Annotated in this window: 24 protein-coding genes; 15 read left to right on the forward strand and 9 right to left on the reverse strand. The window is 67.3% G+C overall.

Going from position 1 to position 25075, the window contains the following annotated elements:
* The first annotated feature begins 138 nt into the window (after positions 1–138).
* Entirely contained in the window at positions 139–783 is a 645-nt protein-coding gene (locus tag AC5Y4F_RS26070; RefSeq protein ID WP_067931994.1) for an HU family DNA-binding protein, read from the forward strand.
* Between the two features lie 145 nt (positions 784–928).
* Here the strand turns inward: AC5Y4F_RS26070 and mutT1 are convergent, their stop codons facing one another.
* From mutT1 to cofC, 3 genes are all read right to left on the reverse strand, one after another.
* Positions 929–1876, reverse strand: a complete 948-nt coding sequence (mutT1, locus tag AC5Y4F_RS26075) for an 8-oxo-(d)GTP phosphatase MutT1 (protein ID WP_067931990.1) — start codon at positions 1874–1876, stop codon at positions 929–931.
* Between the two features lie 88 nt (positions 1877–1964).
* A complete protein-coding gene (locus tag AC5Y4F_RS26080; RefSeq protein WP_067931988.1) occupies positions 1965–4154 on the reverse strand; it encodes an RNA degradosome polyphosphate kinase in 2190 nt (729 codons plus the stop codon).
* Positions 4155–4236: 82 nt separating this feature from the next.
* Positions 4237–4899 carry a 2-phospho-L-lactate guanylyltransferase gene (gene cofC, locus AC5Y4F_RS26085; protein WP_067931987.1) on the reverse strand — a complete coding sequence of 221 codons (663 nt, stop codon included), beginning with the start codon at positions 4897–4899 and terminating at the stop codon, positions 4237–4239.
* 168 nt (positions 4900–5067) lie between these two features.
* Here cofC and AC5Y4F_RS26090 point away from each other — a divergent pair, with 168 nt between their 5' ends.
* Both AC5Y4F_RS26090 and AC5Y4F_RS26095 read left to right on the forward strand, forming a co-directional pair.
* On the forward strand, positions 5068–6102 hold the full coding sequence (locus AC5Y4F_RS26090; RefSeq protein ID WP_067931986.1) for an NAD(P)H-dependent glycerol-3-phosphate dehydrogenase: 1035 nt from the start codon (positions 5068–5070) through the stop codon (positions 6100–6102).
* A gap of 83 nt (positions 6103–6185) precedes the next feature.
* Positions 6186–7322, forward strand: a complete 1137-nt coding sequence (locus AC5Y4F_RS26095; protein ID WP_067931985.1) for a D-alanine--D-alanine ligase family protein — start codon at positions 6186–6188, stop codon at positions 7320–7322.
* Between the two features lie 176 nt (positions 7323–7498).
* On the opposite strand, the gene AC5Y4F_RS26100 is transcribed toward AC5Y4F_RS26095, so the two are convergent.
* Positions 7499–8059, reverse strand: coding sequence for a DUF3515 domain-containing protein (locus AC5Y4F_RS26100; protein ID WP_082947502.1), 561 nt, complete (start codon positions 8057–8059; stop codon positions 7499–7501).
* A 180-nt stretch (positions 8060–8239) separates the two neighbouring features.
* Between AC5Y4F_RS26100 and AC5Y4F_RS26105 the strand changes: the two genes are divergently transcribed.
* From AC5Y4F_RS26105 to AC5Y4F_RS26115, 3 genes are read left to right on the forward strand one after another with little or no spacing between them, the layout of a single operon-like run.
* Positions 8240–9199, forward strand: a complete 960-nt coding sequence (locus AC5Y4F_RS26105; RefSeq protein ID WP_067931983.1) for a thiamine-phosphate kinase — start codon at positions 8240–8242, stop codon at positions 9197–9199.
* A 41-nt stretch (positions 9200–9240) separates the two neighbouring features.
* The gene (locus tag AC5Y4F_RS26110) at positions 9241–9924 is read left to right on the forward strand and encodes a uracil-DNA glycosylase (protein WP_067932030.1); all 684 of its coding nucleotides are present in this window, start codon (positions 9241–9243) and stop codon (positions 9922–9924) included.
* A 5-nt stretch (positions 9925–9929) separates the two neighbouring features.
* A complete protein-coding gene (locus AC5Y4F_RS26115) occupies positions 9930–10859 on the forward strand; it encodes an NADP-dependent oxidoreductase (protein WP_499999518.1) in 930 nt (309 codons plus the stop codon).
* A gap of 89 nt (positions 10860–10948) precedes the next feature.
* On the opposite strand, the gene AC5Y4F_RS26120 is transcribed toward AC5Y4F_RS26115, so the two are convergent.
* The 3 genes from AC5Y4F_RS26120 to AC5Y4F_RS26130 form a co-directional block, all read right to left on the reverse strand.
* Positions 10949–11779 carry an oxidoreductase gene (locus tag AC5Y4F_RS26120; RefSeq protein WP_499999499.1) on the reverse strand — a complete coding sequence of 277 codons (831 nt, stop codon included), beginning with the start codon at positions 11777–11779 and terminating at the stop codon, positions 10949–10951.
* Between the two features lie 2 nt (positions 11780–11781).
* Positions 11782–13023 carry a hypothetical protein gene (locus AC5Y4F_RS26125; protein ID WP_067932029.1) on the reverse strand — a complete coding sequence of 414 codons (1242 nt, stop codon included), beginning with the start codon at positions 13021–13023 and terminating at the stop codon, positions 11782–11784.
* Between the two features lie 93 nt (positions 13024–13116).
* The gene (locus tag AC5Y4F_RS26130; RefSeq protein ID WP_067931980.1) at positions 13117–13560 is read right to left on the reverse strand and encodes a nuclear transport factor 2 family protein; all 444 of its coding nucleotides are present in this window, start codon (positions 13558–13560) and stop codon (positions 13117–13119) included.
* 84 nt (positions 13561–13644) lie between these two features.
* Here AC5Y4F_RS26130 and AC5Y4F_RS26135 point away from each other — a divergent pair, with 84 nt between their 5' ends.
* A complete protein-coding gene (locus AC5Y4F_RS26135; protein WP_499999503.1) occupies positions 13645–14544 on the forward strand; it encodes an SDR family NAD(P)-dependent oxidoreductase in 900 nt (299 codons plus the stop codon).
* Positions 14545–14546: 2 nt separating this feature from the next.
* Positions 14547–15368 (forward strand): mycofactocin-coupled SDR family oxidoreductase, encoded by an 822-nt coding sequence (locus AC5Y4F_RS26140; RefSeq protein WP_067931977.1) that lies wholly within the window; start codon positions 14547–14549, stop codon positions 15366–15368.
* 109 nt (positions 15369–15477) lie between these two features.
* Here AC5Y4F_RS26140 and rpmB read toward each other — a convergent pair whose 3' ends face one another.
* Positions 15478–15672: a 50S ribosomal protein L28 gene (gene rpmB / locus AC5Y4F_RS26145; protein ID WP_067931976.1), complete on the reverse strand. Its 195-nt coding sequence runs from the start codon at positions 15670–15672 to the stop codon at positions 15478–15480.
* A gap of 249 nt (positions 15673–15921) precedes the next feature.
* Here rpmB and AC5Y4F_RS26150 point away from each other — a divergent pair, with 249 nt between their 5' ends.
* The 3 genes from AC5Y4F_RS26150 to AC5Y4F_RS26160 are packed head-to-tail and all read left to right on the forward strand — an operon-like array spanning position 15922 to position 20557.
* On the forward strand, positions 15922–17625 hold the full coding sequence (locus AC5Y4F_RS26150; RefSeq protein WP_499999520.1) for a DAK2 domain-containing protein: 1704 nt from the start codon (positions 15922–15924) through the stop codon (positions 17623–17625).
* Between the two features lie 2 nt (positions 17626–17627).
* Complete coding sequence (recG, locus tag AC5Y4F_RS26155; RefSeq protein WP_499999505.1) at positions 17628–19847, forward strand: ATP-dependent DNA helicase RecG; 2220 nt, start codon at positions 17628–17630, stop codon at positions 19845–19847.
* Positions 19844–20557 carry an HNH endonuclease family protein gene (locus tag AC5Y4F_RS26160; RefSeq protein ID WP_499999508.1) on the forward strand — a complete coding sequence of 238 codons (714 nt, stop codon included), beginning with the start codon at positions 19844–19846 and terminating at the stop codon, positions 20555–20557. The genes recG and AC5Y4F_RS26160 overlap by 4 nt, the downstream gene beginning before the upstream one ends.
* Before the next feature lie 4 nt (positions 20558–20561).
* Here AC5Y4F_RS26160 and AC5Y4F_RS26165 read toward each other — a convergent pair whose 3' ends face one another.
* Positions 20562–21407: an aldo/keto reductase gene (locus AC5Y4F_RS26165; RefSeq protein WP_499999521.1), complete on the reverse strand. Its 846-nt coding sequence runs from the start codon at positions 21405–21407 to the stop codon at positions 20562–20564.
* 455 nt (positions 21408–21862) lie between these two features.
* Here AC5Y4F_RS26165 and AC5Y4F_RS26170 point away from each other — a divergent pair, with 455 nt between their 5' ends.
* From AC5Y4F_RS26170 to rsmD, 4 genes are all read left to right on the forward strand, one after another.
* Positions 21863–22978, forward strand: a complete 1116-nt coding sequence (locus tag AC5Y4F_RS26170; protein ID WP_499999511.1) for an alpha/beta hydrolase — start codon at positions 21863–21865, stop codon at positions 22976–22978.
* A gap of 101 nt (positions 22979–23079) precedes the next feature.
* Positions 23080–23847 carry a DsbA family protein gene (locus AC5Y4F_RS26175; protein ID WP_067931972.1) on the forward strand — a complete coding sequence of 256 codons (768 nt, stop codon included), beginning with the start codon at positions 23080–23082 and terminating at the stop codon, positions 23845–23847.
* A complete protein-coding gene (locus AC5Y4F_RS26180) occupies positions 23844–24491 on the forward strand; it encodes a vitamin K epoxide reductase family protein (RefSeq protein ID WP_067931971.1) in 648 nt (215 codons plus the stop codon). Before AC5Y4F_RS26175 ends, AC5Y4F_RS26180 begins: the two co-directional genes overlap by 4 nt.
* Positions 24492–24501: 10 nt before the next feature.
* Positions 24502–25056, forward strand: coding sequence for a 16S rRNA (guanine(966)-N(2))-methyltransferase RsmD (rsmD, locus tag AC5Y4F_RS26185; protein ID WP_499999514.1), 555 nt, complete (start codon positions 24502–24504; stop codon positions 25054–25056).
* Positions 25057–25075 lie beyond the last annotated feature (19 nt).

The raw sequence follows: 25075 nt of genomic DNA on the forward strand, positions 1-25075 counted from the left end.
CAAGCGCGGCAACCGGATTGCGAAAACGTCGCACTCCTTGCCCTGAAATTGCGCGTGGCTCTTGGAAATTTGCTGGGTGAGGGTTTACCGTGTCCACTAGTCGGTTCAAATCGAGGACCACTAGTGTCGGAGGGATTGATGAACAAGGCAGAGCTCATTGATGTGCTCACAACTAAATTGAACACGGACCGTCGACAGGCGACCGCAGCGGTCGAGAACGTTGTCGACACCATTGTGCGTGCGGTACACAAGGGCGACAGCGTCACCATCACCGGGTTCGGTGTGTTCGAACAGCGGCGCCGCGCAGCGCGGGTGGCCCGCAACCCGCGGACCGGTGAGACGGTGAAGGTGAAGCCGACGTCCGTCCCGGCGTTCCGCCCCGGTGCACAGTTCAAAGCGGTTGTGTCTGGCGCACAGCGTCTCCCGTCGGAGGGCCCCGCCGTGAAGCGCGGTGTCGTAGCAGGTGGCGCGGCCAAGAAGACCGCCGCGAAGAAGGCTCCGGCCAAGAAGGCCGCGGCCAAGAAGGCGCCGGCCAAGAAGGCCGCGGCTAAGAAGGCTCCGGCCCGCAAGGCCGCGGCTAAGAAGGCTCCCGCCAAGAAGACTGCGGCCAAGAAGGCTCCAGTTCGCAAGGCAGCGACCAAGGCTCCGGCCAAGAAGACTGCCGCCAAGAAGGCTCCGGCCAAGAAGGCTGCGAGCAAGGCTCCGGCCCGCAAGGCCGCGAGCAAGGCTCCGGCCCGCAAGGCCGCGGCAAAGAAGACGACCGCTCGTCGCGGTCGCAAGTAGCGCAGTCAAGTTCTAGACACGAGTACCCTTCGGGCGGCATTGAAGCCCCCGAAGGGTATTCGTGCGCTTGCGGCGGGCCGCCGCCATACGCTTGCGGCGGTCACACGCTTGGCGGAGCCGGGCCCAGTGGGCCGGCGCCATCACGTTAAGCCCGAACATTGGCGGCCAGCGCGCCGCCGATGTGGTCGGCAGCCACCAACCGTCCGTCCGACAGTGACAGCACCCAGGTGCTGCCCTTGTGGTTGCGCGCTTTGTCCGGCCGCACGCCATCGCGCTCGCACCACCACGCGATCAAGTCTGGAATCACCTTGCCTTGGGTGCAGACAACCGGTGTGCCTTTCTCCTCGGCGATATCCAGCATTCGGTGGCGTCCCCGTTTCGGGTTCTTGGCGTAGGCCTCTTCGGTGAGCGTGGGCTCGTTGTGAACGGGCACGGCCAATTCTTCGGCAAGCGGTTCCACGGTCTGGTGGCAACGGACGCGATCGGCCGCATGCACCTGCGACGCACCGAAGGCGAGTAGCTGCGGCACAAGCGCCTCAGCCTGCGCGCGTCCACGTTTGTCCAGCGGCCGCTTTGCGTCGTCGCCGGAGAAACGCGATTTCCGGCCGGCCGTGCCGTGCCGGACCACCAACAGGGTGTGCGTGTCCACGGGCTTTTTGTTGAAGTGGCGCAACACTTTTCGGTCTTGCGTGTAGTCCAGCTTCTCTATCGCCTCGCGGAGGGGCAGCCACACCAACCCGTCCACTTCGTTGCCCGGCACGAATTCTCCCCCCGTGCAGCGCGCCGCCCAGTAGCACACCTTTTTGACGCCCTGGTCGATCGGATAGCTCACCAAGTTGAGCCGCCTGCCGAGGATGGCGTGCTGACCCGTCTCCTCGTGCACCTCGCGCACGGCTGCCACCGGAGCCGTCTCGCCGGGGTCCACCTTGCCCTTGGGCAGTGACCAGTCGTCATACCGGGGACGGTGGATGACAGCAATCTCGACGTCGTGGTCGCCCGCATCACCCGTGCCGGGTCGCCACAGCACCGCGCCGGCAGCAAAAACGACTCGGCTTCCGGAGCGCCGTGCGGCGGACGAATTCTGGGTCGGCACCTCAACTCCTGCAGATCAATTTTCCTCAGAACCGCACGCTTAATCGGGATGCGGCCCGGAGAAATAACCGGAATATCACCGCACAGAGCTAGGGACTGCGATGGCGCTCCATCAACGATACTTGGTGGTCGCGCACGGTATGGCCCTCTTGTGGCGAAGGGGTCCACTGCCCGTCGGGACCCAATTCCCAGCACCGAGTGGACGGATCCAGTGCAGATTCGAACAATTCGTCCAGCTGCGCCGTGAGCTTGGGGTCCTTGACCTGAGCCAGCACCTCCACGCGCCGATCGAGGTTGCGGTGCATCATGTCGGCGCTGCCGATCCAGAACTCGTTGATGTTGCGGAAGTGGATGATCCGCGAGTGCTCCAGGAAACGACCGAGAATCGAGCGGACGAAGATGTTTTCGGAAAATCCCTCGGCGCCGGGGCGCAGCGCGCAGATGCCGCGTACCACGACCTCAACCCGCACCCCGGCCTGCGACGCCCGGTAGAGCGAATCGATCACCTGCTCGTCGACAAGCGCATTCATCTTCAACCGAATGCGTCCGTTTCCGCGTTCGCGGTGCGCTTCGATTTCGCGTTCGACACGCTCGATGATGCCGGCCCGAATTCCATGCGGTGCCACCAGCAGATTGCGATAGGAGACCTTTCGCGAATAGCCGGTAAGCGAATTGAACAAGTCGGTGAGGTCCGCGCCGATATCGGGGTTCGCCGTAAGCAGGCCGACATCCTCGTACAGTCGGGCGGTTTTGCTGTTGTAGTTGCCGGTTCCGATGTGGCAGTACCGCCGGATGGTAGAACCTTCGCGGCGCACCACCAAACATGTCTTGCAATGCGTCTTGAGGCCGACGAGCCCGTAGACCACATGCACGCCCGCCTGCTCGAGTGCGCGTGCCCAACGAATGTTGGCCTGTTCGTCGAAACGCGCCTTGATCTCCACGAGCGCCACGGCCTGCTTTCCGGCCTCGGCCGCTTCGATCAGCGCCCGCACGATCGGCGAATCCCCGGAGGTGCGGTACAGCGTTTGTTTGATCGCCAACACGTTCGGGTCCGCGGCGGCCTGCTGGATGAAGCGCTGCACGCTGGTAGAGAAGGAGTCGTAGGGGTGGTGCACCAGGACGTCGCCTTCGCGCAGCGTCGCGAAAATGCTCTTGGGAGATTCGCGGTCGGCGAAGGCGGGGTGGGTGTCCGGGACGAACGCCGGGTCCTTGAGTGCCGGCCGGTCCAGATCGTAGATCTGCCACAGCGACGAAAGGTCGAGCAGTCCGGGGACTTCGATGACGTCACCGGGATGCACGTCGAGTTCGCGCAACAGCAATTCGAGCATGCCTTCGGTCATGTCGTCGGCGATTTCGAGTCGCACCGGCGGGCCGAACCGGCGGCGCGCCAATTCCCGTTCCAGCGCCTGCAGCAGATCCTCGTCGCGGTCTTCTTCGACTTCCATGTCGGCGTTGCGGGTGATGCGGAAAGCGTGGTGCTCCACGATTTCCATGCCCGGGAAGAGAAGAGGAAGGAAGGCCGCGATCAGCTCTTCCGTCGGTAGGTAGCGGACGATGGTCCGCCCGCCGTCGTCCGAGCTGTTGATGGGGGCGAGCTCGACGAAGCGATCGACGTTGTTGGGCACCTTGACTCGGGCGAAGTGCTGACCGCCGTCCTCGGGCTGACGCACCATGACCGCCAGGTTCAGGCTGAGGCCGCTGACGAATGGGAAGGGGTGCGCGGGGTCGACGGCCAGCGGCGTCAAGACGGGGAAGACCTGTTGGGTGAAATAATTCGACAATTCGTCACGCTCATGCTGCTCGAGATCGGCCCACGTGACGATGTGAATGCCTTCCTCGGCGAGCGCGGGCCGCACCGAATCGAGGAACACCCGCGCGTGCCGGGTCGCGATCCGCTGAGTTTGTTCCCCGATGAGGGCAAGTTGCTTGCGCGGCGTCAAACCGTCGGCGGAGCGAACCGACAGCCCCATCTCGTCACGGCGTTTGAGGCCCGCGACGCGCACCATGTAGAACTCGTCGAGGTTCGAGGCGAAGATCGCCAGGAATTTGGCACGTTCCAGCAGCGGCAGCGAGTTGTCGTCGGCGAGCGCCAGCACGCGGGCGTTGAAGTCGAGCCAGCTCAGTTCGCGGTTGAGGTAGCGGTCCTCGGGGAGATCGGTCAGCGTGGCCTGGGTCGCCGCCGGTGGTGCCGCCACGGCCGAGTCGCCCGAATGCCACAAATTTTCGTCGGGTCGCGCCTCAGCTTCGATTTCAGTCACCCTGCGATCATTGCTCATCATGCGCGGGTGCTGCTAGCGCTCGAGGGACATCCATTCGCCGTTGGGATGCCGTTTACCCCACCGACAGATTGACCGATCGAAATCAGTGCGTCGCGATGGCCCGGGCGGTCGCCACCCCAACGCCGAGGCGACGGGCGGCGGCGAGGTCGGTGGGAGTATCGACGTCACACCGCAGGCCCGGCCACGCGCCGGTCAGCTCGATCGCACCCGAACTGCGGTGCCGTGCCGAGGAATCGGAGCCGAATTGTGGGTCGAGCGGGCTGCCGAAAGCAAACAGCGCGGCGGTGCCCGTCGCCAGCCGGTCGGCGACGAAGCTGCGCCGGTGCTGGCGTGCCGCAGCTATGGCCTCGTTCAGCTCCTGGCTCTGTAGCGCAGGTAAATCCCCTTGCAGCACAACGATATTGGCGAAAGAACTCGCCACCGCGCGTTCCGCGGTGGTGATGGCGTTGTTCAGTGGATCGGGATGACCTTCGGGTGTCGGGTCGACCAGCACTTCGGCTCCCAGATTGCTGGCAGCCGCGGCCGCGGCGTCGTCGGGTGTGACTACGGTGATCGAACCGAGCGATCGGACCCGATTGACGGCGGTCAGGGTGTCCACCAACATGGCGAGTACCACGCTTTCCCGGGTGCGTGCCGAGAAGACGGGGGCCAACCTGGTCTTGGCCGCGGCCAACCTCTTGACGGCAATGATCAACGCCACATCGCCTGTGCCGTTGACCGCACCGTCGGCTCGTATGCCGCTCATGAGAAATCATCCTGCCAGCGATGCGCCGCGGATCGCTCGCCGATCGGGGGCGATCCGCCGGGCGCACGGAACACGCTTGCCTCCGTGACGCCCGGTCCGTCGCTGATCTAGGGTGTAGCGGCTGCACGTGCCGCGCGAGCGACACCGACCACGGACAGGGAGTGACACATGACCAGCGCATCATCGGGCGCCGTCGCGGTGATGGGCGCCGGGGCGTGGGGCACGGCGCTGGCCAAAGTGCTGGTCGACGCTGGCGGGCCCGAGACGCGGGTCACGCTGTGGGCCCGCAGGCCCGAGCTCGCCGAGCAGATCAATTCCACCCGATACAACCCCGATTACCTGCCCGGGACGTTGTTGCCGCCGGGCATCCGTGCCACCGCCGACGCCGCCGAAGCCCTGCACGACGCGTCGACGGTACTGCTGGGCGTGCCGGCGCAGACGATGCGCGGCAACCTCGAGCGCTGGGCGCCGCTGATCCGCGAGGGCGCGACCCTGGCCAGCCTGGCCAAGGGCATCGAGCTGGGCACACTGATGCGGATGAGCCAGGTCATCGTCGCAGTCACCGGTGTCGACCCGTCCCAGGTGGCGGTGATCTCGGGCCCCAACCTGGCCAGCGAAATCGCCGCAGGCCAGCCCGCCGCCACCGTCATCGCATGCAGCGACTCGGGCCGGGCGGTCGCCCTGCAGCGCATGCTGAACAGCGGCTACTTTCGCCCATACACCAATAGCGACGTGGTCGGCACCGAGATCGGCGGGGCCTGCAAGAACGTCATCGCCCTGGCGTGCGGCATGGCGGTCGGTGTCGGGCTCGGCGAGAACACCACGGCGGCGATCATCACCCGCGGCCTGGCCGAGATCATGCGGCTGGGGATAGCACTCGGCGCCAAGGGCGCGACGCTGGCCGGGCTGGCCGGAGTCGGTGACCTGGTGGCGACCTGCAGCTCACCGCGTTCGCGCAATCGTTCGCTGGGCGAACGCCTCGGCCGGGGGGAGACCATCCAGACGGTGCTGGCCGGCACGCCCGATGGCGGCGACGGGCACGTCGTCGAGGGTGTGACGTCCTGCGAGGCGGTGTTGGCGCTGGCCGCCAGTTACGACGTCGAAATGCCCCTCACGGACGCCGTTCACCGCGTCTGTCACAAAGGGTTGTCGGTGGACGAGGCGATGGCCCTGCTCCTAGGCCGCCGAACCAAGCCCGAATAAGCGACGCCGAACATGGGAGAAAGGGCCACGCCAAGGCCCGCCACCCGACCGGGCCGGGAACCACCCGGTAGCCTCTTGAGATTGTGAATGCCAGCCAGCGGTCGCCGCGCCCCAGCTCAAGCGAGCGGGTGCGCGTCGCCGTCGTTTTCGGCGGGCGCAGCAATGAGCACGCCATCTCGTGCGTCTCAGCGGGCAGCATTTTGCGCAATCTGGACCCGGAGCGGTTCGAGGTGCTCGCGATCGGCATTACTCCGGAAGGGTCATGGGTGCTCACCGACGGCGACCCGGCCGCGCTGGCGATCACCGACCGGCAACTGCCCGAGGTAACCGCCGGGTCGGGCACAGAATTGGCGCTGCCCGCCGATCCTCAGCGCAGCGGCCAGCTGGTGTCCCTTGCACCCGGCGCCAGTGAGGTGTTGGCGTCGGTGGACGTGGTGTTTCCGGTGCTGCACGGCCCCTACGGCGAGGACGGCACCATCCAGGGTCTGCTGGAACTCGCCGGTGTGCCCTACGTGGGGGCCGGCGTGCTCGCCAGCGCGGCCGGCATGGACAAGGAGTTCACCAAAAAGCTGTTCGCCGCCGAAGGATTGCCGATCGGTGACTACGCAGTGCTGCGCCCGACGCGCTCGAGGCCACGCCCTGACGAGTGCGAGCGGCTGGGCCTGCCGGTGTTCGTCAAACCTGCCCGGGGCGGGTCCTCGATCGGCGTGAGCCGGGTGTCGAGCTGGGATCAGCTGGACGGCGCCATCGCGATGGCGCGTCGGCATGACCCCAAAGTCATCATCGAGGCCGCCGTCGTCGGTCGTGAGCTGGAATGCGGCGTACTCGAAATGCCCGACGGCACAGTGGAAGCCAGCACGCTGGGCGAGATACGGGTCGCGGGGGTGCGCGGGCGCGAGGATTCCTTCTACGATTTCTCGACCAAATACCTCGACGACGCGGCCGAATTGGACGTGCCCGCCAAGGTGGATGACGAAATCGCCGACGCGGTGCGCCAATTGGCGGTCCGGGCGTTCAAGGCGATCGACTGCCAGGGCCTGGCCAGGGTGGACTTCTTCCTCACCGAAGACGGGCCGGTGCTCAACGAGATCAACACGATGCCGGGATTCACCACGATCTCGATGTACCCGAGGATGTGGGCGGCCAGCGGCGTGGATTACGCGACCTTGCTTGCGACGATGGTTCAGACCGCCCTGGCCCGCGGCGTGGGCCTGCGTTAGTGGCGATCCCTGTGGCGATCGCAAGCGCGGCGTGGCCGGGCGCGGCGGGTCGCCACCATTTGATCATGTGGCGATCGCAAGCGCGGCGTGGCCGGGCGCGGCGGGTCGCCACCATTTGATCCTGTGGCGATCGCCAGCGCGGCGTGGCCGGGCGCGTCGGGTCGCCACCATTCGATCTAGCGGGGCTGGCCGGGGTCGATGGGCACCGCCGGGATGCTGCGGTCGAGCACCTCGGATAGCTGCTGAATCGGCGCCGGTCCCGATTCGTTCGGCAGCGTGAGCGCAACGTAGACTCCGCGATCCACCGCGTACCAGGTGGACCGGCCCGCATCACCGGCGGATTGCTGCTCGGAACGCACCTGGAACCATTGCACCCGATCGACAACCTGGATCGGGGATCCCAAAACGAACTCGGCCGGGCGGTCCAGCCCGCAACGCAGCACCACCGGGTCACCGGCCGGCCCGCTCCGCCAGGCGGCGACGCCGTGCGGGGCCGGCTGCTCAAGGGGCGCGCGCTGATAATCGCCGAGCCGCTGCGGCAGCGCACCCATCAACGCCCCGCATGCGGTGCCGCTGGCCTGCGGCGCCGGAACCGCGGGAACCGCAACTGAACGCGGAGGCGCCTCGCGGGTTGCCGCGATGGCCAGGATCACGCCGATTGTCGCGACCGCTAGCGCGATCGCGACAATGATCAGCGCGCGCGGCGGCCCGACATCGGCGTCCGACTGGGTTGGCACCGCCCACGCACCTCCTTCTCTCTTGACCACTATCGCCCGCCTTGACCCGGGTGCCAATTTATTCTCGTGCCGAAAAAAGGCCCGCACACGCGCGAAGTTCTACACTGGCGCGGTCCGTTCCGCGGGCGGGGCCTATGGTGCGCCCGGCCCGCACCGGACCGACGCGCCGAAGGAGGTGGCGTGCAAGACGAATCGGGCGAAAACCCGTCATTGCAGCAACTCGGCGAGTTCGCCGTGATCGATCGACTGGTGCGGGGCCGCGAGCAGCCCGCCGCGGTCGTGCTCGGGCCGGGGGACGATGCGGCGCTGGTGACCTCGGGTGATGGCCGCGCCCTGGTGTCGACCGACATGCTCGTCCAGGATCGGCATTTCCGGCTGGACTGGTCAACGCCGCACGACATCGGCCGCAAGGCGATTGCCCAGAACGCCGCGGATATCGAGGCGATGGGCGGTCGGCCGACGGCATTTGTGGTGGCCTTCGGCGCACCCGGTGATACGCCGGCGGCGAAGCTGGACGAGCTGGTCGACGGGATGTGGGACGAAGCGCGACGGATCGGTGCGGGCATTGCCGGCGGTGACCTGGTCCACTGCCCGCAGTGGGTCATCGGGGTGACGGTGCTGGGCGACCCGAACGGACACCCACCGGTGCTCCGATCGGGCGCGAAGCCCGGTGCGCTGATCGCGGTCGCCGGGGAGCTGGGCCGCTCGGCGGCAGGATTTGACTTGTGGCGCAACGATATTGATGGCCACGATGAGCTGCGGCGCCGGCATGTGGTGCCGCGGCCGCCCTACGGTCAGGGAGCGGTGGCAGCCGCCGCGGGTGCGCAGGCGATGATCGACATCTCCGACGGCCTGGTCGCCGACCTCCGTCATGTCGCCGAGGCCTCAGGGGTGGGCATGGATGTGTCCACGGCGGCGCTGGCCGCGGACCGCGATGCGCTGGGCGCCGCCGCGGCCGCGGTGGGCGCCGATCCCTGGCACTGGGTGCTGGGCGGCGGTGAGGACCACGCGCTGGCGGCGTGTTTCGCTGGTCCCGCGCCGGCCGGATGGCGCATCATCGGGCGGGTTCTCGACGGGCCGGCGCGGGTGCTCGTCGACGATCAGGAGTGGATGGGCTACGCCGGCTGGCAGTCGTATTAGGGTGACGCGGTGACCGTTTACGCGATCGCGAAGAGCCGATGATGACCGCGCGCCCGCTGAGTGAACTGGTGGAGCCCGGCTGGGCGAGTGCGCTGCGACCGGTGACCGATCAGGTGGCCGAGATGGGGCAATTCCTGCGGGCCGAGATCGCGGCCGGGCGCAGGTATCTACCCGCAGGACCGAATGTGTTGCGAGCCTTCACCTATCCCTTCGATGACGTCCGGGTGCTGATCGTCGGGCAAGATCCGTACCCGACGCCCGGACACGCTGTGGGCCTGAGCTTTTCGGTGTCGCCCGACGTGCGACCGTTGCCACGCAGTCTGGCCAACATTTTTCAGGAGTACGCCACGGATCTGGGCCATCCGCTACCCTCGTGCGGTGACCTGACGCCCTGGGCCCAGCGCGGCGTGCTGCTGCTGAACAGGGTGCTCACGGTGCGCCCCAGCAATCCCGCCTCACACCGCGGCAAAGGCTGGGAGGCGGTGACCGAGTGTGCCATCCGGGCGCTGACGGAGCGGTCGCGGCCTCTGGTGGCGATCCTGTGGGGGCGTGATGCTTCGACACTGAAACCGATTCTTGCCCAGGGAAATTGCGTTGCGATCGAGTCGCCGCATCCGTCGCCGCTGTCGGCCTCGCGAGGGTTCTTCGGTTCGCGCCCGTTCAGCCGCGCCAACGAGCTGCTGACCGGGATGGGCGCAGAGGCGATCGATTGGCGCCTGCCATGACCGAGATGACCGCGCTGCGGGCGCACCGGCGGGGCGGCCCGGAAGAGCTGGTGTTTGAACGTGCGCCGCGGCCGGTGCCGGCCGCCGGCGAAGTGTTGGTGGCCGTACACGCGGCAGGGATCACCTTCGACGAGCTCACGTGGGAGGAGACCTGGACCCGCGACGGGGCCAGCCGACTCCCGGTGATCCCATCACACGAGGTATCGGGCGTCGTCGAAGCGGTCGCCGCCGACGTCACGGATTTCGCACCCGGCGCCGAGGTGTACGGGTTGATCGGGTTCGACCGCGACGGTGCGGCGGCCGAATTCGTGGCCGTGCCCGCGGCCGACCTGGCCACCAAGCCGTCAACGGTGTCGCACGTCGTCGCCGCCGCGCTGCCGCTGGCCGGCCTGACCGCTCTGCAGGCTTTGGTGGACCACGCCGCCGTGCAACCGGGCGAGGCCGTGCTGGTGCACGGGGGCGCCGGGGGAGTGGGCCTGCTGGCAGTGCAGCTGGCCGCGCTGCTGGGTGCTCACGTGACCGCGACAGTGCGCAGCGGCACCGCCAACCTCCTGCGCGGCTGCGGGGCCCATCGAGTGATCGACGTGCGCACGGAGGCATTCGACGAAGCCGGCGCCGGCTACGACGTCGTCATCGACACGGTCGGCGGACAGACCCTGGAGCGATCGTTCGGCGTCCTGCGCCGAGGGGGCCGCCTGGTCACCTTGTCGGCACCGCCTCCGGACGGCAGGGCCGACGAGTTCGGCGTCACCGCAACCTTCTTCATCGTCACGCCGAATCGCAGCCAGCTTGACGAACTCGCCGCGCTGGTGGACGGCGACCGGTTGCATGTCGCGATCGCCCGGACGTTCAGCCTTGACGAGGGCCGGGAGGCGTATGAAAGCCGCGACGCCGACAGGCGCGCCGGCAAGACGGTCCTCATCGTGCGGGATTGACGGGCTGGCGCACCGCTTTTCGAGACATAAACCAGGCACATTCCACCCGGCGTGTCGTGTGCGTGGTAATTTGTCGCGGCCAGTAGCTGTCACGAGTCCGCGAAATTGACGTCCTTTGTGACGGCCTTCCACTGCTCGATCGACGCCGACATCGCAGTGATCTTGTCCCGCATGGCCTTCAGCACGTCACGGCCCAGCAACAGCCGTAGTGGCGGCTCGTCGAGCGTGGTCACCATCAGCACCGCCGCGGCGACCTTTTTGGGATCACCGGGTAGGTGATCGGCGAACTGCTTGATCAGGTTCTTGCGCGCGGCCACGTCGGCGTAGTCGGCGATGGGGTTGCCCGATTCCGTCATCGACCGCGTCGCCCAATCGGTGCGGAACGCGCCCGGCTCGATGGCGGTCACCTTGATGCCCAGCGGGCGCACCTCTGCGGCCAGCACCTCGGTCACCGCCTCCAGCGCGAACTTCGTCGAGGAGTAATAGGCGTTGGGCGGGTTGGCCACCAGACCCGTCATCGAGGACATGTTGATGATGTGACCGGACCCGCGGGCGCGCATGCCCGGCAGCACCGCCTTGATCAAGTCGACGGCACCGAAGTAGTTCACGTCGAATAGCTTTCGCACCACCGCGTCCTCACCCTCTTCCACCGCGGACAGATACCCGTGACCCGCATTGTTGACCAGGACGTCGATTCCGCCGAACGCCGCTTCGGCCGCCGACACCGCCGCCGCGATCTGGGCGGCATCGGTCACGTCGAGGGCGACGGGAAGGGCTCGGTCGCCGAATTCGTCGGCGATATCGGCGACGGCCTCGGCCCGCCGTGCGGTTACCGCCACGCTGTGGCCGGCTTGCAGTGCGGCGCATGCGATCTCGCGGCCAAAGCCGGTGGAGCACCCCGTGATCAGCCAGCGCGACATCGTCAGATCGTCCCTTCCGGCAGGCGACGCAGATAGGCCTTGCGCCGCACCGCCAGCTCGATCGCCCGCTGGCCCTCGTTCACCCGCGGCAAGTGGGGCGCCTCGGCGTCGAGCCGGTCCAGCTTGACCACCCGCCCCCGCGCGCCGAGGTCCTGCCGCGGACCGCCCTCGCCGAACTCCGCCATGCGCAGGGTCAAGATGGCTTCCCGCAAGCCGTCGGAGTCGATCCAGTTCGCGACGCCGGGGTCGACGGGCGAGACCACGTAGGTGTACGAACCATCCTCGTTTGCCACCGACTGCGCCTTATTGAGGCTGCCGGTGCGGTCGACGAGATCCAAAGTGGTGCCCCAGATGTTGCTCAGCGGGACGGTAAAGTATTCGGCGCCACCGTCATTCAGGTCGACGACGAACGCCTCGTCGGGGGCGAGGTCGAACCGGCCCATGACGTAGACCTGCTTGCGCATCGCGCCGACCTTGTCGGCTGACCAGGCCAGGTTGAAATGGTTGGCCGGCATCTTGTAGATACCGTGGCTGAGCTTGCCGGTGAAGTTGGCGAAACGATCCATCATCGCCGCCGTGGCCTCGGCCTGTTCGTCGAGCGTGCGCGCCGGCGTGGTCGGTGGGCCGCCAAGTCGTTGCACCGCAATGTGATTGGGATCGTCGCGGCCCCAGTCCAGTAACACGTCGCGGATGTAGAACTCGTGGGCTTCCGGCGACGTCTGCACGTGGTTTGGCCGCCCGCTGGCGGGTTCGGCGTCGACGGTGATGGTGTAGCCGCCGGACTCGACCTGCATGGTGCGGCCGTTGAGCACGGCGACGGTGCCCATGTGCGCGTCCCACAGCGTGAAATAGTTCTCGGTCATGCGGTGCTCTCCGACCCGGCCGTGGATCTCGTAACGTTCCTCCCCGGAGATCGGGATTACCCGGTAGACGCTGTCGGGATTGTCGATGCCCCAACGCGATCCGGGAATGCTCCGGCCATTTACCGGGTGGGCGAGGCGGGTGATGCAGCTGACCTTAGGCCGCAGCTTGTCCTGATTGGACGACCACACCGCCGCCGAGAACATCACCTCGGCGAACGCGTCGTTGAACCGTTCGCGCATCGCGTCCGACGCCTTGGCGCGCCCGAGCCAGGTCTCGGCGATCGTGCGGTAGGCGGCCTTGACGGTAGCGTGCTCGATCAGGTCGAGGGCCGCCAGCTCCTGTTCGTGCTGGGACGCCGTCGCGATCGGGTGATCAGGCATGTGCTGCTCCTCCGATGTGCTGTCCAAAAAGCTTGTCGCAGAGCACCACGTCGGGTCGATCGGTCCGTCGCACGCGCTCACGGATGCCACGGGTCAGAACTTCAGATGCTGGCTGACGTCGCCGACCTGGTCGACGAACATGGTGCGGCTGTCGAAGCACCATGCCCCGTCCACCCGGTGAAAGGTGTCTTTGTAGTGCCCGGTCACGATCACCTGCAGCGGCAGGTCGGCGGTGGCCTGCGTGACGCAGTAGTAGGACGTGCTCCGCGCGGTCCCGGCCGCCTCGTCGATGTAGAGCTGCACGTTGGTCGTGTTGTGTTTCGTTTTCGGCGTGCCGTCGTCATAGATCCGCGTGGCCATCTCATACATCTCTCGAACCCGCGCGGAACCGTCGAACACCGTCTCCGGTGGGCCGTCCTCCACCCCGCAGATGCGGCCGCGCTCGAAGAGCCGGGCCACCCCGTCCAGGTCGCCGCCGTCGAGAAGCTGCGCGTAGGTGTAGATGAGGTTGGTGATCTCGGTGGCGCTGTCACTCATGTCGAACCGCCTCGGGAGTCTTCGGCTCTTATGTTGGCAGTGCCGGTTCAACTTACATAGAACCGACCATTACCCTTGATCGCCGTGACCTTACCGTGGACACCGAGCAGGCTCGGCGACCTCACCGGCAAACGTGTGATCGTCACCGGAGCGACCAACGGTGTCGGGCTCGGCACCACGCGTGCGCTCGCCAAAGCCGGCGCAGACGTGATCCTCGCGGTGCGCAATACCGAACTCGGCGAGCAACGCGCCACGGAGATTTCGGCGATGGGCGGCTCGACATCTGTGGTCAAGCTAGACCTCGCCGACCAGTCGTCAGTGCGGAGTTTTGCGGGCCTGATCGACGAGCCGGTGGACATCCTGATCAACAACGCCGGCGCCCTGACCGACCGGCGCACCGAGACGGTCGACGGCTTCGAGATGACGCTCGGCACCAACCTGCTCGGGCCGTTCGCGCTGACCAATCTGCTGCTGGCAAAGGTGCGTTCGCAGATCATCAACGTCGGGTCCGACGCGCACCGGTCGGCGACGCTGCACCTCGATGACCTGCACTTGCGCCGGCACAAGTGGACGCGGTTGGGCGCGTACGCGCAGTCGAAGCTCGCGGTCATGCTGTGGGGCCTGGAGCTGGATCGCAGGCTGCGCGCCGCCGGATCGCCGATCGTCACGCAGCTCACCCATCCGGGCTGGGTGGCCTCGAACCTGTCGAACCTGGGCGACTCGCCGCTGATGTCGCTGGCCCACAAGGGCGTCAAGGCGGTGGCCGACCGGTTGGCCAACGACATCGACGAGGGTGCGGCGCCCACGCTCTACTGCATTAGCGAGCCGATTCCGCCGGGCAGCTACGTTGGGGTCACTGGCAGGTTCGGGCTGCGCGGCGGCCCGGTGCTGATCGGCCGCGCGCCGCTGGCATGCGATTACGACACGGCCGCGCGGCTGGTGGCCTTCGCCGAGCACGAAACCGGCACGACACTGGAGGTATAGCCATGGGTGAATTCGAGAACACGGTCGCCGTCATCACCGGCGCCGCGCGCGGACAGGGCCGCAGCCATGCCGTCGCGCTGGCTGAACAGGGCGCCGACATCATCGCCGTCGACATCTGCGCCGATCTCGACGCGATCCCCTATTCCTTGGGGACCGAATCCGAGCTCGCCGAGACCGTGCAGCTGGTCCAGGCGGCCGGGCGCAAAGCAGTGTCCGTCGCGGTGGACGTCCGTGACCTCAAGGCCCTGCAGGCTGGGGTCCAGGCCGGTGTCGACGAACTCGGCGACATCGACGTCGTTATCGCCAATGCCGGGGTGGTGGCCATCGGGGTCACCGACCCCGAGTCCGAACCGGTGTTCAACACGATCGTCGACACCAATCTGAAGGGCGCGTGGCACACGCTGTTGGCGACGGTTCCCTCGATCGTGCGCAAGGGCCGGGGCGGTTCGGTGGTGCTGGTCAGCTCATCGCAGGGCCTGACCGGCCGCGGCGGCGACGGTAGCGCGGCAATGTTCGCCTACGCCGCATCCAAGCACGGAGTGGTGGGGCTGATGCGTTCGGCGGCGAATGCCTATGCGGCACACAAGATTCGGGTCAATTCCATTCACCCGGGCGGTGTCGCGACGCCGATGATCCTCAACGATTTCGTGGTGAACCGGATGCTGGAGAACCCCAACCCGGCGCTGTCCCAGACGCTGCTGCCCGACGCGGCGTTGGTCGAGGTCCAAGACGTCACCGAAGCGGTGCTCTGGCTCGCCGGACCGCGCTCGCGCTACATCACCGGCGTGGCGTTACCCGTGGACGCCGGCCACGTCGTCATGTGAACGACGGCTGCGCTTGCCCGATGGTGGTGACCCGGCGCGCGCGGCTCGGACTGTGCGGCGACCCGCCGCGCCCGGCTTACAGCGCCGCGGCCGCGCCGGCGATCGCCCACTAACCGCGGACGACCTTGCCGGCCTTGATGCAGGAGGTGCAGACGTTCAGGCGCTGCTTGTTGCCGCCCGGACGGGTGACGACGTGCACGGTCTGGACGTTGGGGTTCCACCGGCGGCTGGTGCGGCGGTGGGAGTGCGACACCGACTTACCGAAGCCGGGGCCTTTCCCGCAGATGTCGCACACAGCGGCCATTGTTCAAGCTCCTCAAATCTCGGGGGTCCGGCAATCTGGCCGGGACAACCCGGGTGCACCCGGGCCCACCTGAGGATACCGACTGTCTTGGCATCCGCCAAAACGGTCACCGCCGCTGTCGCACCCTCTGGCTAGGCTCGATGGCTGATTCGGCCCGCGTGGTTACCGGCAGCCGCAGCGGGCGTCGCCGGGCTACGCTGGCGCCCACCGGGTGCTGGGCGACGACAGGTGCGGAGGAGGTGGGTCACCCTGGGCACTGCTGACACGTCGGAGGATCGTCTGCTCGACGCGATCACCCTGCGCGACTGGGCGCACACCGCCGTCAGCGACCTGATCACGCACATCGACGAGATCAACCGGCTCAACGTCTTCCCCGTCGCCGACTCCGACACCGGCGCCAACATGCTGTTCACCATGCGTTCGGCCCTGGCCGAAGCCAAAGTGGGCGCCGGCACCGAGGGTGGCTCGACCTGCGTCGCGCGGGCCGCGGCCGCGCTGTCGACCGGTGCCCTGAACGGCGCGCGCGGCAATTCCGGGGTGATCCTGTCGCAGATCCTGCGGGGCATCGCCGACGTCACCGCGACCGCCGCGGCCGACGCCGGGGGTGAGCTGTCCCACATCGACGTGGTGGTCCTGGGTGCCGCGCTGCAGCGCGGCGTGGAGCTGGTGATCAGCTCGATGGGCGGTGAGGAAGTCCCCGGGACCGTCGTCTCGGTGCTGCGGGCGGCCGCAACCGCCGTAACGCAGTGCGCCGCAGCCGGGGACGGCCTGGTGGCGGCGGTCATCGCCGCCGGTGACGCTGCGGTGGTCGCGCTGGAGAAGACGCCCGAACAACTCGATGTGCTCGCCGACGCCGGCGCCGTGGATGCCGGCGGGCGAGGCCTGCTCGTCCTGCTGGACGCGCTGCGGTCCACCATCACCGGGCAAGCACCGGCCCGCACGGTGTACGAGCTGTCGCCGCGCGCGCCGCAGCCGGAGGTGCCCGCACAGCGCCCGCCGCCCCAGTTCGAGGTGATGTACCGGCTGGACGGCTGCGACCGCACGGCGGCGGACGCGCTGCGCGACAGGCTGGGAGAACTGGGTGATTCGGTCGGCATCGCGTCTGCGCCGTCAGCGGCGAAAAGCACGTACTCGGTCCATGTGCACACCGACGATGCCGGCGCCGTCGTGGAGGCGGGGCTGGCGGCCGGGCGGCTCAGCCGCATCGTCATCTCGGCGTTGAGCTCCGCCAGCCCCGGGCTGCCCGTCGGCGGCTGGACGCGCGAGCGCGCGGTGCTCGCGGTGGTCGACGGCGACGGTGCCGCGGACCTGTTCGCCGGTGAGGGGGCCTGCGTGCTGCAACGCGATCCGGCCGCGCGCGATCCCGTCACCAACATCAGTGCGCACCAGCTGATGCGGGCCATCGTCGACACCGGTGCCGCACAGGTGATGGTGCTGCCCAACGGCTACGTGCCGGCCGAGGAACTGGTGGCCGGCTGCACCGCGGCCATCGGTTGGGGGATCGACGTGGTGCCGATCCCGACCGGGTCGATGGTGCAGGGGCTGGCCGCGCTGGCCGTGCACGAAACCGACCGCCAGGCGGTTGACGACGGCTACACGATGGCCCGCGCCGCCGGCGCGGCACGGCACGGGTCGGTGCGCATCGCCACCGAGAGCGCGTTGACCTGGGCGGGCCGCTGCCACACCGGCGACGGCCTGGGCATCGCGGGCGACGAGGTGCTGATCGTGGCCGCCGATGTGATCGGGGCGGCGATAGGTCTGCTCGATCTCCTGCTGGCCTCCGGCGGCGACCTGGTGACGGTGCTGCTGGGCGCCGCCGTCGAAGGCGACGCCGACGCGGGCGCGCTCAGCGACATCCTGGAAGGGCACATGCACGATCACCACCCCGGGACCGAACTGGTCACCTACCGCACCGGCCACCACGGTGACGCGCTGCTGATCGGGGTCGAGTAGCGATGGTCTCGCTAAGCGACCGGCTGGACTTCGTCGTGGGCGCCAAGGCCGCCGAATCGCTCGACGAGGTGTTCGGCATCCGCACCGTCGACGACCTGTTGCGCCACTATCCGCGCAGCTACACCGAGGGCGCGACGCGATGGGACGCCGACGGCGAGCGGCCCGAAACGGGCGAGCACATCACCATCATCGACACGATCGCCGAAACCAAGACGTTCCCGATGAAGAAGACGCCGAAGAAACTGTGCCACCGCATCACCCTCGGCGCCGGGCGCAGCAAGGTGACCGCGACGTTCTTCAACGCGAATTACCTGAAAAAGGATTTGACGAAGGGCACCAAGGTGATGCTCTCCGGCGAGGTCGGATTCTTCAACAACGTCATGCAGCTGACGCACCCGGCGTTCCTCATCCTCGACTCCCCGGACGGACGCAACCGCGGGACCCGATCTCTGAAGAACATCGCCAACGCCTCGAAAGCGACCAGCGGTGAGGAACTGTTGGACGCTTACGAACGCCACTTCTTTCCGATCTATCCGGCCAGCACGAAAATGCAGAGCTGGGACATCTTTTCGTGCGTGCGCCAAGTGCTCGACGTGCTCGATCCGGTGCCGGATCCGGTGCCCGAGGCCCTGCGCGAGAAACTCGGCTTGGTCTCTGAAGACGAGGCGCTGCGCGACATCCACCTGGCCGAGAGCGAGTCGCGGCGCCAGCGGGCCCGTGTGCGCCTGACCTTCGACGAAGCCGTCGGCCTGCAGTGGGCGCTGGTGGCCCGTCGTCACGGCGAGTTGTCGGAGTCCGGGCCGTCGGCGCAGCCGCGTGCGGATGGTTTGGCCGCAGAGTTGTTGGGGCGCTTACCCTTCGAGTTGACCGCGGGGCAGCGGGAGGTGCTCGGGGTGTTGACCGACGAGCTCGCGGCGACCCGCCCGCTGAATCGATTGCTGCAGGGCGAGGTCGGCTCCGGCAAGACGATCGTCTCGGTGCTGGCCATGCTGCAGATGGTCGACGCCGGTTATCAGTGCGCACTGCTGGCGCCCACGGAAGTACTTGCGGCACAACATCTCCGGTCGATCCGCGACGTGCTTGGCCCGTTGGCGATGGCGGGTCAGCTGGGCGGTGCCGATAACGGCACCCGGCTGGCGCTGCTGACCGGTTCGATGACTGCCGCCCAGAAGAAACAGATCCGCGCCGAGGTCGCCGGCGGCGAGGTCGGCATCGTCGTCGGCACCCATGCACTGCTGCAGGACGCGGTGGAATTCGACAACCTGGGCATGGTGGTGGTCGACGAACAGCACCGCTTCGGTGTGGAGCAGCGAGATCAGTTGCGGGCCAAGGCCCGTCCCGGGGTAACGCCGCACCTGCTGGTGATGACGGCGACGCCGATTCCGCGCACCGTCGCGCTCACCGTGTATGGCGACCTGGAAACCTCGACGCTGCGCGAACTCCCGCGCGGCCGCCAGCCGATCACCAGCAACGTCATCTTCGTCAGGGAAAAGCCGGCGTGGCTGGGCCGGGCCTGGCAGCGCATCACCGAGGAGGTGGCCGCCGGCCGCCAGGCCTACGTCGTGGCGCCGCGCATCGACGAGAGCGACGACCCGGGGGATCAGGAGCAGAACGGCAAGGCGCCGGAGACCGCCGAGGGTCTGTACGCCCGGCTGCGCTCCGGCGAGCTGGCGAATCTGCGCCTGGGCCTGATGCATGGGCGGCTGCCGGCCGAGGAGAAGGACGCCGCGATGGCGGCCTTTCGGTCCGGCGAGGTCGACGTGCTGGTGTGCACCACCGTCATCGAGGTAGGCGTCGACGTCCCCAATGCCACCGTCATGTTGGTGATGGACGCCGACCGGTTCGGGATCAGTCAGTTGCATCAGCTGCGCGGCCGCATCGGTCGCGGCCGGCATCCGAGCCTATGCCTGTTCGCCAGCTGGTCGGCGCCGAATTCGGCGGCCGGCCGGCGGTTGCGTGCGGTGGCCGAGACGCTGGACGGCTTCGCCCTGGCCGATCTCGACCTCAAGGAGCGCCGTGAGGGAGATGTGTTAGGCCGCAACCAGTCCGGAAAGGCGATCACATTGCGACTGCTGTCCCTGGCCGATCATCAGGAGTTCATCGAGGCCGCCCGAGACTTCTGCGTGCAGGCCTACACCGACGACCGCTCGAACCCCGGCTTGACGGTGCTGGCCGCGCGATTCACCGACACCGACCGCATCGAATATCTGGACAAGTCGTGAACCGCAAGCTACTGCTGTGGCTTGCCGCGGCGGCGGCGCTCGCGTTGCTGGTGGCCTACCAGACGGTGGGATCCTCGACCGCACGACGCTCCGCCGAATACGCTGCGCGCGCTGACGTTCCGACCGTCCAGCCAGGCACCGATGTGCTGGGAGGCGTCGCCGTCGTGCCGCTGCGCCAGCACCGCTACGACTACCTGCGGTCGGCATTCGGCGCCGCCTGGGACGACGAAAACGACGCCCCGATGGGGCATAACGGATGCGACACCCGCGACGACATCCTCAACCGCGATCTCGTCGACAAGACTTACGTGTCGATCAAGCGGTGTCCGGACGCCGTGGCCGCCGGCACGCTGCACGATCCGTACACCAACAAGACCATTGCGTTCCAGCGCGGCCCCAAGATCGGCGAGTCCGTTCAGATCGACCACATCGTCCCGCTCGCCTACGCCTGGGACATGGGCGCCTATGGCTGGCCGGCCCCCGAGCGGCTGCGCTTCGCCAACGATCCCGCCAACCTGTTGGCCGTCGACGGGCAGGCCAATCAGGACAAGGGCGATTCGCCGCCGGCGCAGTGGATGCCGCCGAATGCGGCATTCGCGTGTCAGTACGCCATGCAGTTCATCGCGGTGCTGCGCGGTTACTCCTTGCCGGTGGACCTGGCGTCGACCGGCGTCCTGCGTCAGGCCGCGACCACCTGCCCGACCGGGTAACGGGTTACGCGCCTTCGTAGGTTTCCGGGTCGGGGCGCAGCCGAGTGCCGTCGTTGAGCGCGTTGATCGCATCCATGTGCTCGTCGGCCAGCTCGAAGTCGAACACGTCCAAGTTGGACGCGATGTGTTCGGCATTGGCCGACCGGAAGACGACCGCATTGCCCAGCTGCAGGTTCCATCGCAGCAATACCTGCGAGGCGGTCTTGCCGTATTCGCCGGCGACCGAGTTCACCGTCGGGTTGTCGTTCAGCTTGCCCAGCACCAGCGGGGTGTAGGACTGCGTGAGCACGTTGTGTTCGGCGTTGGTCTTGCGCAGCGCTTCCTGGTTGAGCAGCGGGTGCAGCTCGACCTGGTTGACCGCCGGGGTGACGAAGGTGAGGTCGATGACCGTGGTCAGGTGCTCCTCGGTGAAGTTGGAGACACCGATCGAGCGGGCCTGACCCTGCGCGCGGGACTGGATCATGCCGCCGAAGGAGTTCACATAGGTCCCCAAAGCCGGGGCGGGCCAGTGGATCAGGTACAGGTCGACGTAATCGAGGCCGAGCCGCTCCAGGCTCGCGTTGCAGGCGTCCATCGCTCCCTTGAAACCCTGGTCGGCGGTGGCCAGCTTGGTGGTGACGAACAGCTCGGCGCGGGGAATCCCGGAGGCGGCGATCGCACGCCCGACGGCGGCTTCGTTCCCGTAAGCAGCGGCGGTGTCGATCAGCCGGCAGCCGAGCTCCAGCGCAGCCGACACCGCACGTTCGGTCTGGTCATCGGACAATTCCGCGACGCCCAGGCCGAGGGCCGGGATCGTGTTTTCGTCGTTGAGAGCAATTGAGGGTAAGGCGGAGCCCGACTCGCCGGCCAATTCATTCACCTGCCTGTGAAATTGAAGGTTCGAGATGTGCACCGAGCCGGGTTCCGTCATCGAGCGACGAGATCGACGCTGTCCGGCGCCGAGTTCGAGGCGCTCGATATCGAACACGTCGAAGTTGCTCGCAATTCGATGAAAGCTCACCGACCTGGGATCACGATAGTACCGAGTGTGTAAAGGCAACCTAACCAACACCTGGACGGGCGTCTATCCGCGCCGTCGGCACCCGTTAGGCGACCCCGTACAGTTAGTCGCGCGGCGGTCCGCTATCGGCGGGCTTCCGCGATGCGGCGAGCCGGTGATGTCGATGGGCCGGATGATCGACGGCGGTGTTGACCGCTCCGTTTGGTGGCCACCCGGGCCGGTAAGCCTTGAGTGCCGATGTGCGGTGAGAACTGATGGCCGTTCGTCGTCGAGCGTTAGCACGTGTTGTCGTAAGGGGGTTGTTCATGACCAGGCTCCTGTCAGGGGCGCCGGGAGTTCCGTCTGGGGCCGAACATTCGGTGCCGCTGGCCAGTCGGATCCAGGGCGCCATCACCAATCTCGGGACCAAGGTCATCCCGTGGATCCCGACCGCGCTGCGGCGAGGGCTGGTCCGCAGTCGTTCGGTCATCATCGACGGCAACACACTGGATCCGACCCTGCAGCTGATGCTGTCGGGCCTACGCGCCGTCGGGATCGACGGGCTGGTGGTCGACGACGACGTGCAGGCGTCGCGCACCCAGCTGCGCGAGCAGATCGTGGGGCTGCCCGGTCCGCAGATCCACGTTGACGTCGACGAACTGTCGCTCCCCGGCCCGGCCGGCGCGATCCGGGCCCGCCACTACCGTCCGGCCGATGGCGCGGCCGCGCCGCTGCTGGTCTTCTACCACGGTGGCGGTTGGTCGATCGGTGATCTGGACACCTATGACGCGCTGTGCCGGCTGATCTGTCGTGACGCCGGCATTCACGTTTTGTCGATCGACTACCGTCTGGCACCCGAACATCCGGCCCCGGCCGCCATCGACGACGCTTACGCGGCCTTCATCTGGGCGTTTGAGCACGCCGGCGAGCTCGGCGCGATTCCGGGACGGGTCGCGGTCGGCGGGGACAGCGCGGGCGGCAACCTGGCCGCCGTCGTCAGCCAGATAGCGCGCGACGAGGATGGTCCCGCGCCGGCGCTGCAATGGCTGATCTATCCCAAGACCGACTGCACCGCTCAGAACCGGTCGCTGACCCTCTTCTCGCGCGGCTTCGTGCTGACCAAGCGGGACATCGACTGGTTTGAATCCCAATATCTGCGGCGTTCGAATCTGGACCGGACCGACCCGCGAGTGTCGCCGGCGCTGGCCGAATCGCTGACGGGACTGGCGCCCGCACTGATCGCGGTCGCCGGCTTCGATCCGTTGCGCGACGAAGGCGAGAGCTACGCCGAGGCGCTGCGGGCCGCCGGCGTCTCGGTAGACCTGCGCTACCTGGGTTCGCTGACCCATGGCTTCGTCAATTTGTTCCCGCTGGGCGGCGACAGCATGGTGGCGACCAGCGAACTGATTTCCGCCTTGCGGGCACACCTGAGCCGGGTCTGACTCGGTGAGCCGCGGGCGCCGGTAACCTAGAGACGCTTTGTCCGATCGCTTTGTCCGCAACCTGACAGACCGATAACTCGTACCGAAAGATCAGGGAACCTGTGGCCGACAAACCCAAACGTCCCCCCCGATTTGACATGAAGTCGGCCTCGGCCGGTAAGTCGAGCAGGCTCGTCCAGATCGGCGGCACCGCGTTCGTGGTGATCTTCGCGGTCGCCCTCGTCTTCTACATCGTCACGTCGCATCACAAGAAGGCCGCACCCAGCGGCGCCGGCGATGCCGTGCGGGTGACGTCGAGCAAGCTGGTCACCCAGCCGGGCAGCAGTAATCCCAAGGCCGTGGTGACGTTTTACGAGGACTTCCTGTGCCCGGCCTGTGGCAACTTCGAGCGCACCTTCGGTCCGACGGTCTCCAGGCTCATCGACATCGGCGCGATCGCGGCGGACTACTCCATGGTGTCCATCCTTGACAGCTCACGAAACCAGAACTATTCCTCGCGGGCGGGTGCTGCGGCGCTGTGCGTCGCCGATGAGAACCAGGACGCATTCCGGCGCTTCCACTCCGCGCTGTTCAGCACCGACATTCAGCCGAGCGAAACCGGCAAGACCTTTCCCGACAATGCGCGGCTGATCGAACTCGCCCGCGAGGCGGGCGTGGTGGGCAGGGTGCCGGACTGCATCAACAGCGGCAAATACCTTTCCAAGGTCACCGGTGCGGCGGCGGCCGCGCATATCAACGCCACGCCGACCATCAAAATCAACGGCGATGACTACGATCCCTCGACACCTGAGGCGATGGTCAACAAGATCAAAGAAATCGTGGGCAACATTCCGGGCATCGACGGCGCGGTCGCCCCAGCCTCCACATGACCGGTGCGGTGTCGACAGAAGCGGCCGACCCCCCCGGGGACCTGACACCGGAACCAGCTGAGGCGGCGCGCGTTCCGGCGCTCAGCGCCTGGTGGGTGCTGATCTCGGGTCTGGTCGGCCTGGCGGCATCGATGACGCTGACGGTCGAGAAGATCGACATCCTGCTCGACCCGTCATACGTGCCGTCCTGCAACATCAACCCGATCCTGGCCTGTGGCTCGGTGATGGTCACCCCCCAGGCGTCCGTGCTGGGCTTCCCCAACCCGCTGTTGGGGCTGGTGGCCTTCACCGTGGTCGTCGTCACCGGCCTACTGGCGTTGACCAAAGTGGCTTTGCCGCAATGGTATTGGCTGGGGATGACGATCGGCGTGGCGGTCGGCGCGGTGTTCGTGCACTGGCTGATCTTCCAGAGCCTGTATCGGATCAATGCGCTGTGCCCGTACTGCATGGTGGTGTGGGTGGTCACCATTTCGCTTTTGGTAGTGGTCGCCTCGATCGCTTATCGCCCGGTATTGCAACGTCGGCAGTCCGGTCCTGGATGGGTGCTTTTCCAGTGGCGGTGGTCCATCGCCGCACTCTGGTTCACCGCAGTGTTCTCAATGATCATGGCGCGGTTCTGGGACTACTGGTCCACGCTGTTGTAGGTATGGGCAGGTGACCCGGATCATTGGCGGCGTGGCCGGCGGCCGGCGCATTGCGGTCCCGCAGCGCGGCACCAGGCCCACCACCGACCGCGTGCGCGAGTCGCTCTTCAACATCTTGACCGCCCGCCGCGAGCTGACCGGCCTCAACGTGCTGGACCTCTATTCCGGTTCCGGTGCACTGGGATTGGAGGCGTTGTCCCGCGGCGCGGCCGCCGCGCTCTTCGTGGAGTCGGACCCGCGCACGGGATCCGTCATCGCGCGCAACATCGAAACCCTGGGTCTGCGCGGCGCGACGTTGCGCCGGGGAGCGGTCGCAACCGTGCTGGCGGCCGGGACCGCGGCCGCGTTCGATCTGGTGCTGGCCGACCCGCCCTACGACGTAGACGCCGCCGAGGTCGAGGCCGTGCTTTCCGCGTTGCCCGCCCATGGTTGGGTGCACGAGGGCAGCGTCGCTGTGGTGGAGCGGGCGGCCGGGAGTGCGCCGCTGAATTGGCCGTCCGGCTGGTCGGTATGGCCACCACGGGTTTACGGCGACACCCGTTTGGAGCTGGCCGAGCGTCGTTGAGGTGGGCGTGTACCGTCAT

It is taken from the genome of Mycobacterium sp. NGS56 (assembly GCF_059812425.1).

Excerpts from the sequence above, each read along its gene's own strand:
- AC5Y4F_RS26070 (WP_067931994.1), top strand. The coding sequence starts at position 139 with ATGAACAAGGCAGAGCTCATTGATGTGCTCACAACTAAATTGAACACG.
- AC5Y4F_RS26080 (WP_067931988.1), bottom strand. The coding sequence starts at position 4,154 with ATGATGAGCAATGATCGCAGGGTGACTGAAATCGAAGCTGAGGCGCGA.
- cofC (WP_067931987.1), bottom strand. The coding sequence starts at position 4,899 with ATGAGCGGCATACGAGCCGACGGTGCGGTCAACGGCACAGGCGATGTG.
- AC5Y4F_RS26090 (WP_067931986.1), top strand. The coding sequence starts at position 5,068 with ATGACCAGCGCATCATCGGGCGCCGTCGCGGTGATGGGCGCCGGGGCG.
- AC5Y4F_RS26110 (WP_067932030.1), top strand. The coding sequence starts at position 9,241 with ATGACCGCGCGCCCGCTGAGTGAACTGGTGGAGCCCGGCTGGGCGAGT.
- AC5Y4F_RS26115 (WP_499999518.1), top strand. The coding sequence starts at position 9,930 with ATGACCGCGCTGCGGGCGCACCGGCGGGGCGGCCCGGAAGAGCTGGTG.
- AC5Y4F_RS26120 (WP_499999499.1), bottom strand. The coding sequence starts at position 11,779 with ATGTCGCGCTGGCTGATCACGGGGTGCTCCACCGGCTTTGGCCGCGAG.
- AC5Y4F_RS26125 (WP_067932029.1), bottom strand. The coding sequence starts at position 13,023 with ATGCCTGATCACCCGATCGCGACGGCGTCCCAGCACGAACAGGAGCTG.
- AC5Y4F_RS26130 (WP_067931980.1), bottom strand. The coding sequence starts at position 13,560 with ATGAGTGACAGCGCCACCGAGATCACCAACCTCATCTACACCTACGCG.
- AC5Y4F_RS26140 (WP_067931977.1), top strand. The coding sequence starts at position 14,547 with ATGGGTGAATTCGAGAACACGGTCGCCGTCATCACCGGCGCCGCGCGC.
- rpmB (WP_067931976.1), bottom strand. The coding sequence starts at position 15,672 with ATGGCCGCTGTGTGCGACATCTGCGGGAAAGGCCCCGGCTTCGGTAAG.
- recG (WP_499999505.1), top strand. The coding sequence starts at position 17,628 with ATGGTCTCGCTAAGCGACCGGCTGGACTTCGTCGTGGGCGCCAAGGCC.
- AC5Y4F_RS26170 (WP_499999511.1), top strand. The coding sequence starts at position 21,863 with ATGACCAGGCTCCTGTCAGGGGCGCCGGGAGTTCCGTCTGGGGCCGAA.
- AC5Y4F_RS26180 (WP_067931971.1), top strand. The coding sequence starts at position 23,844 with ATGACCGGTGCGGTGTCGACAGAAGCGGCCGACCCCCCCGGGGACCTG.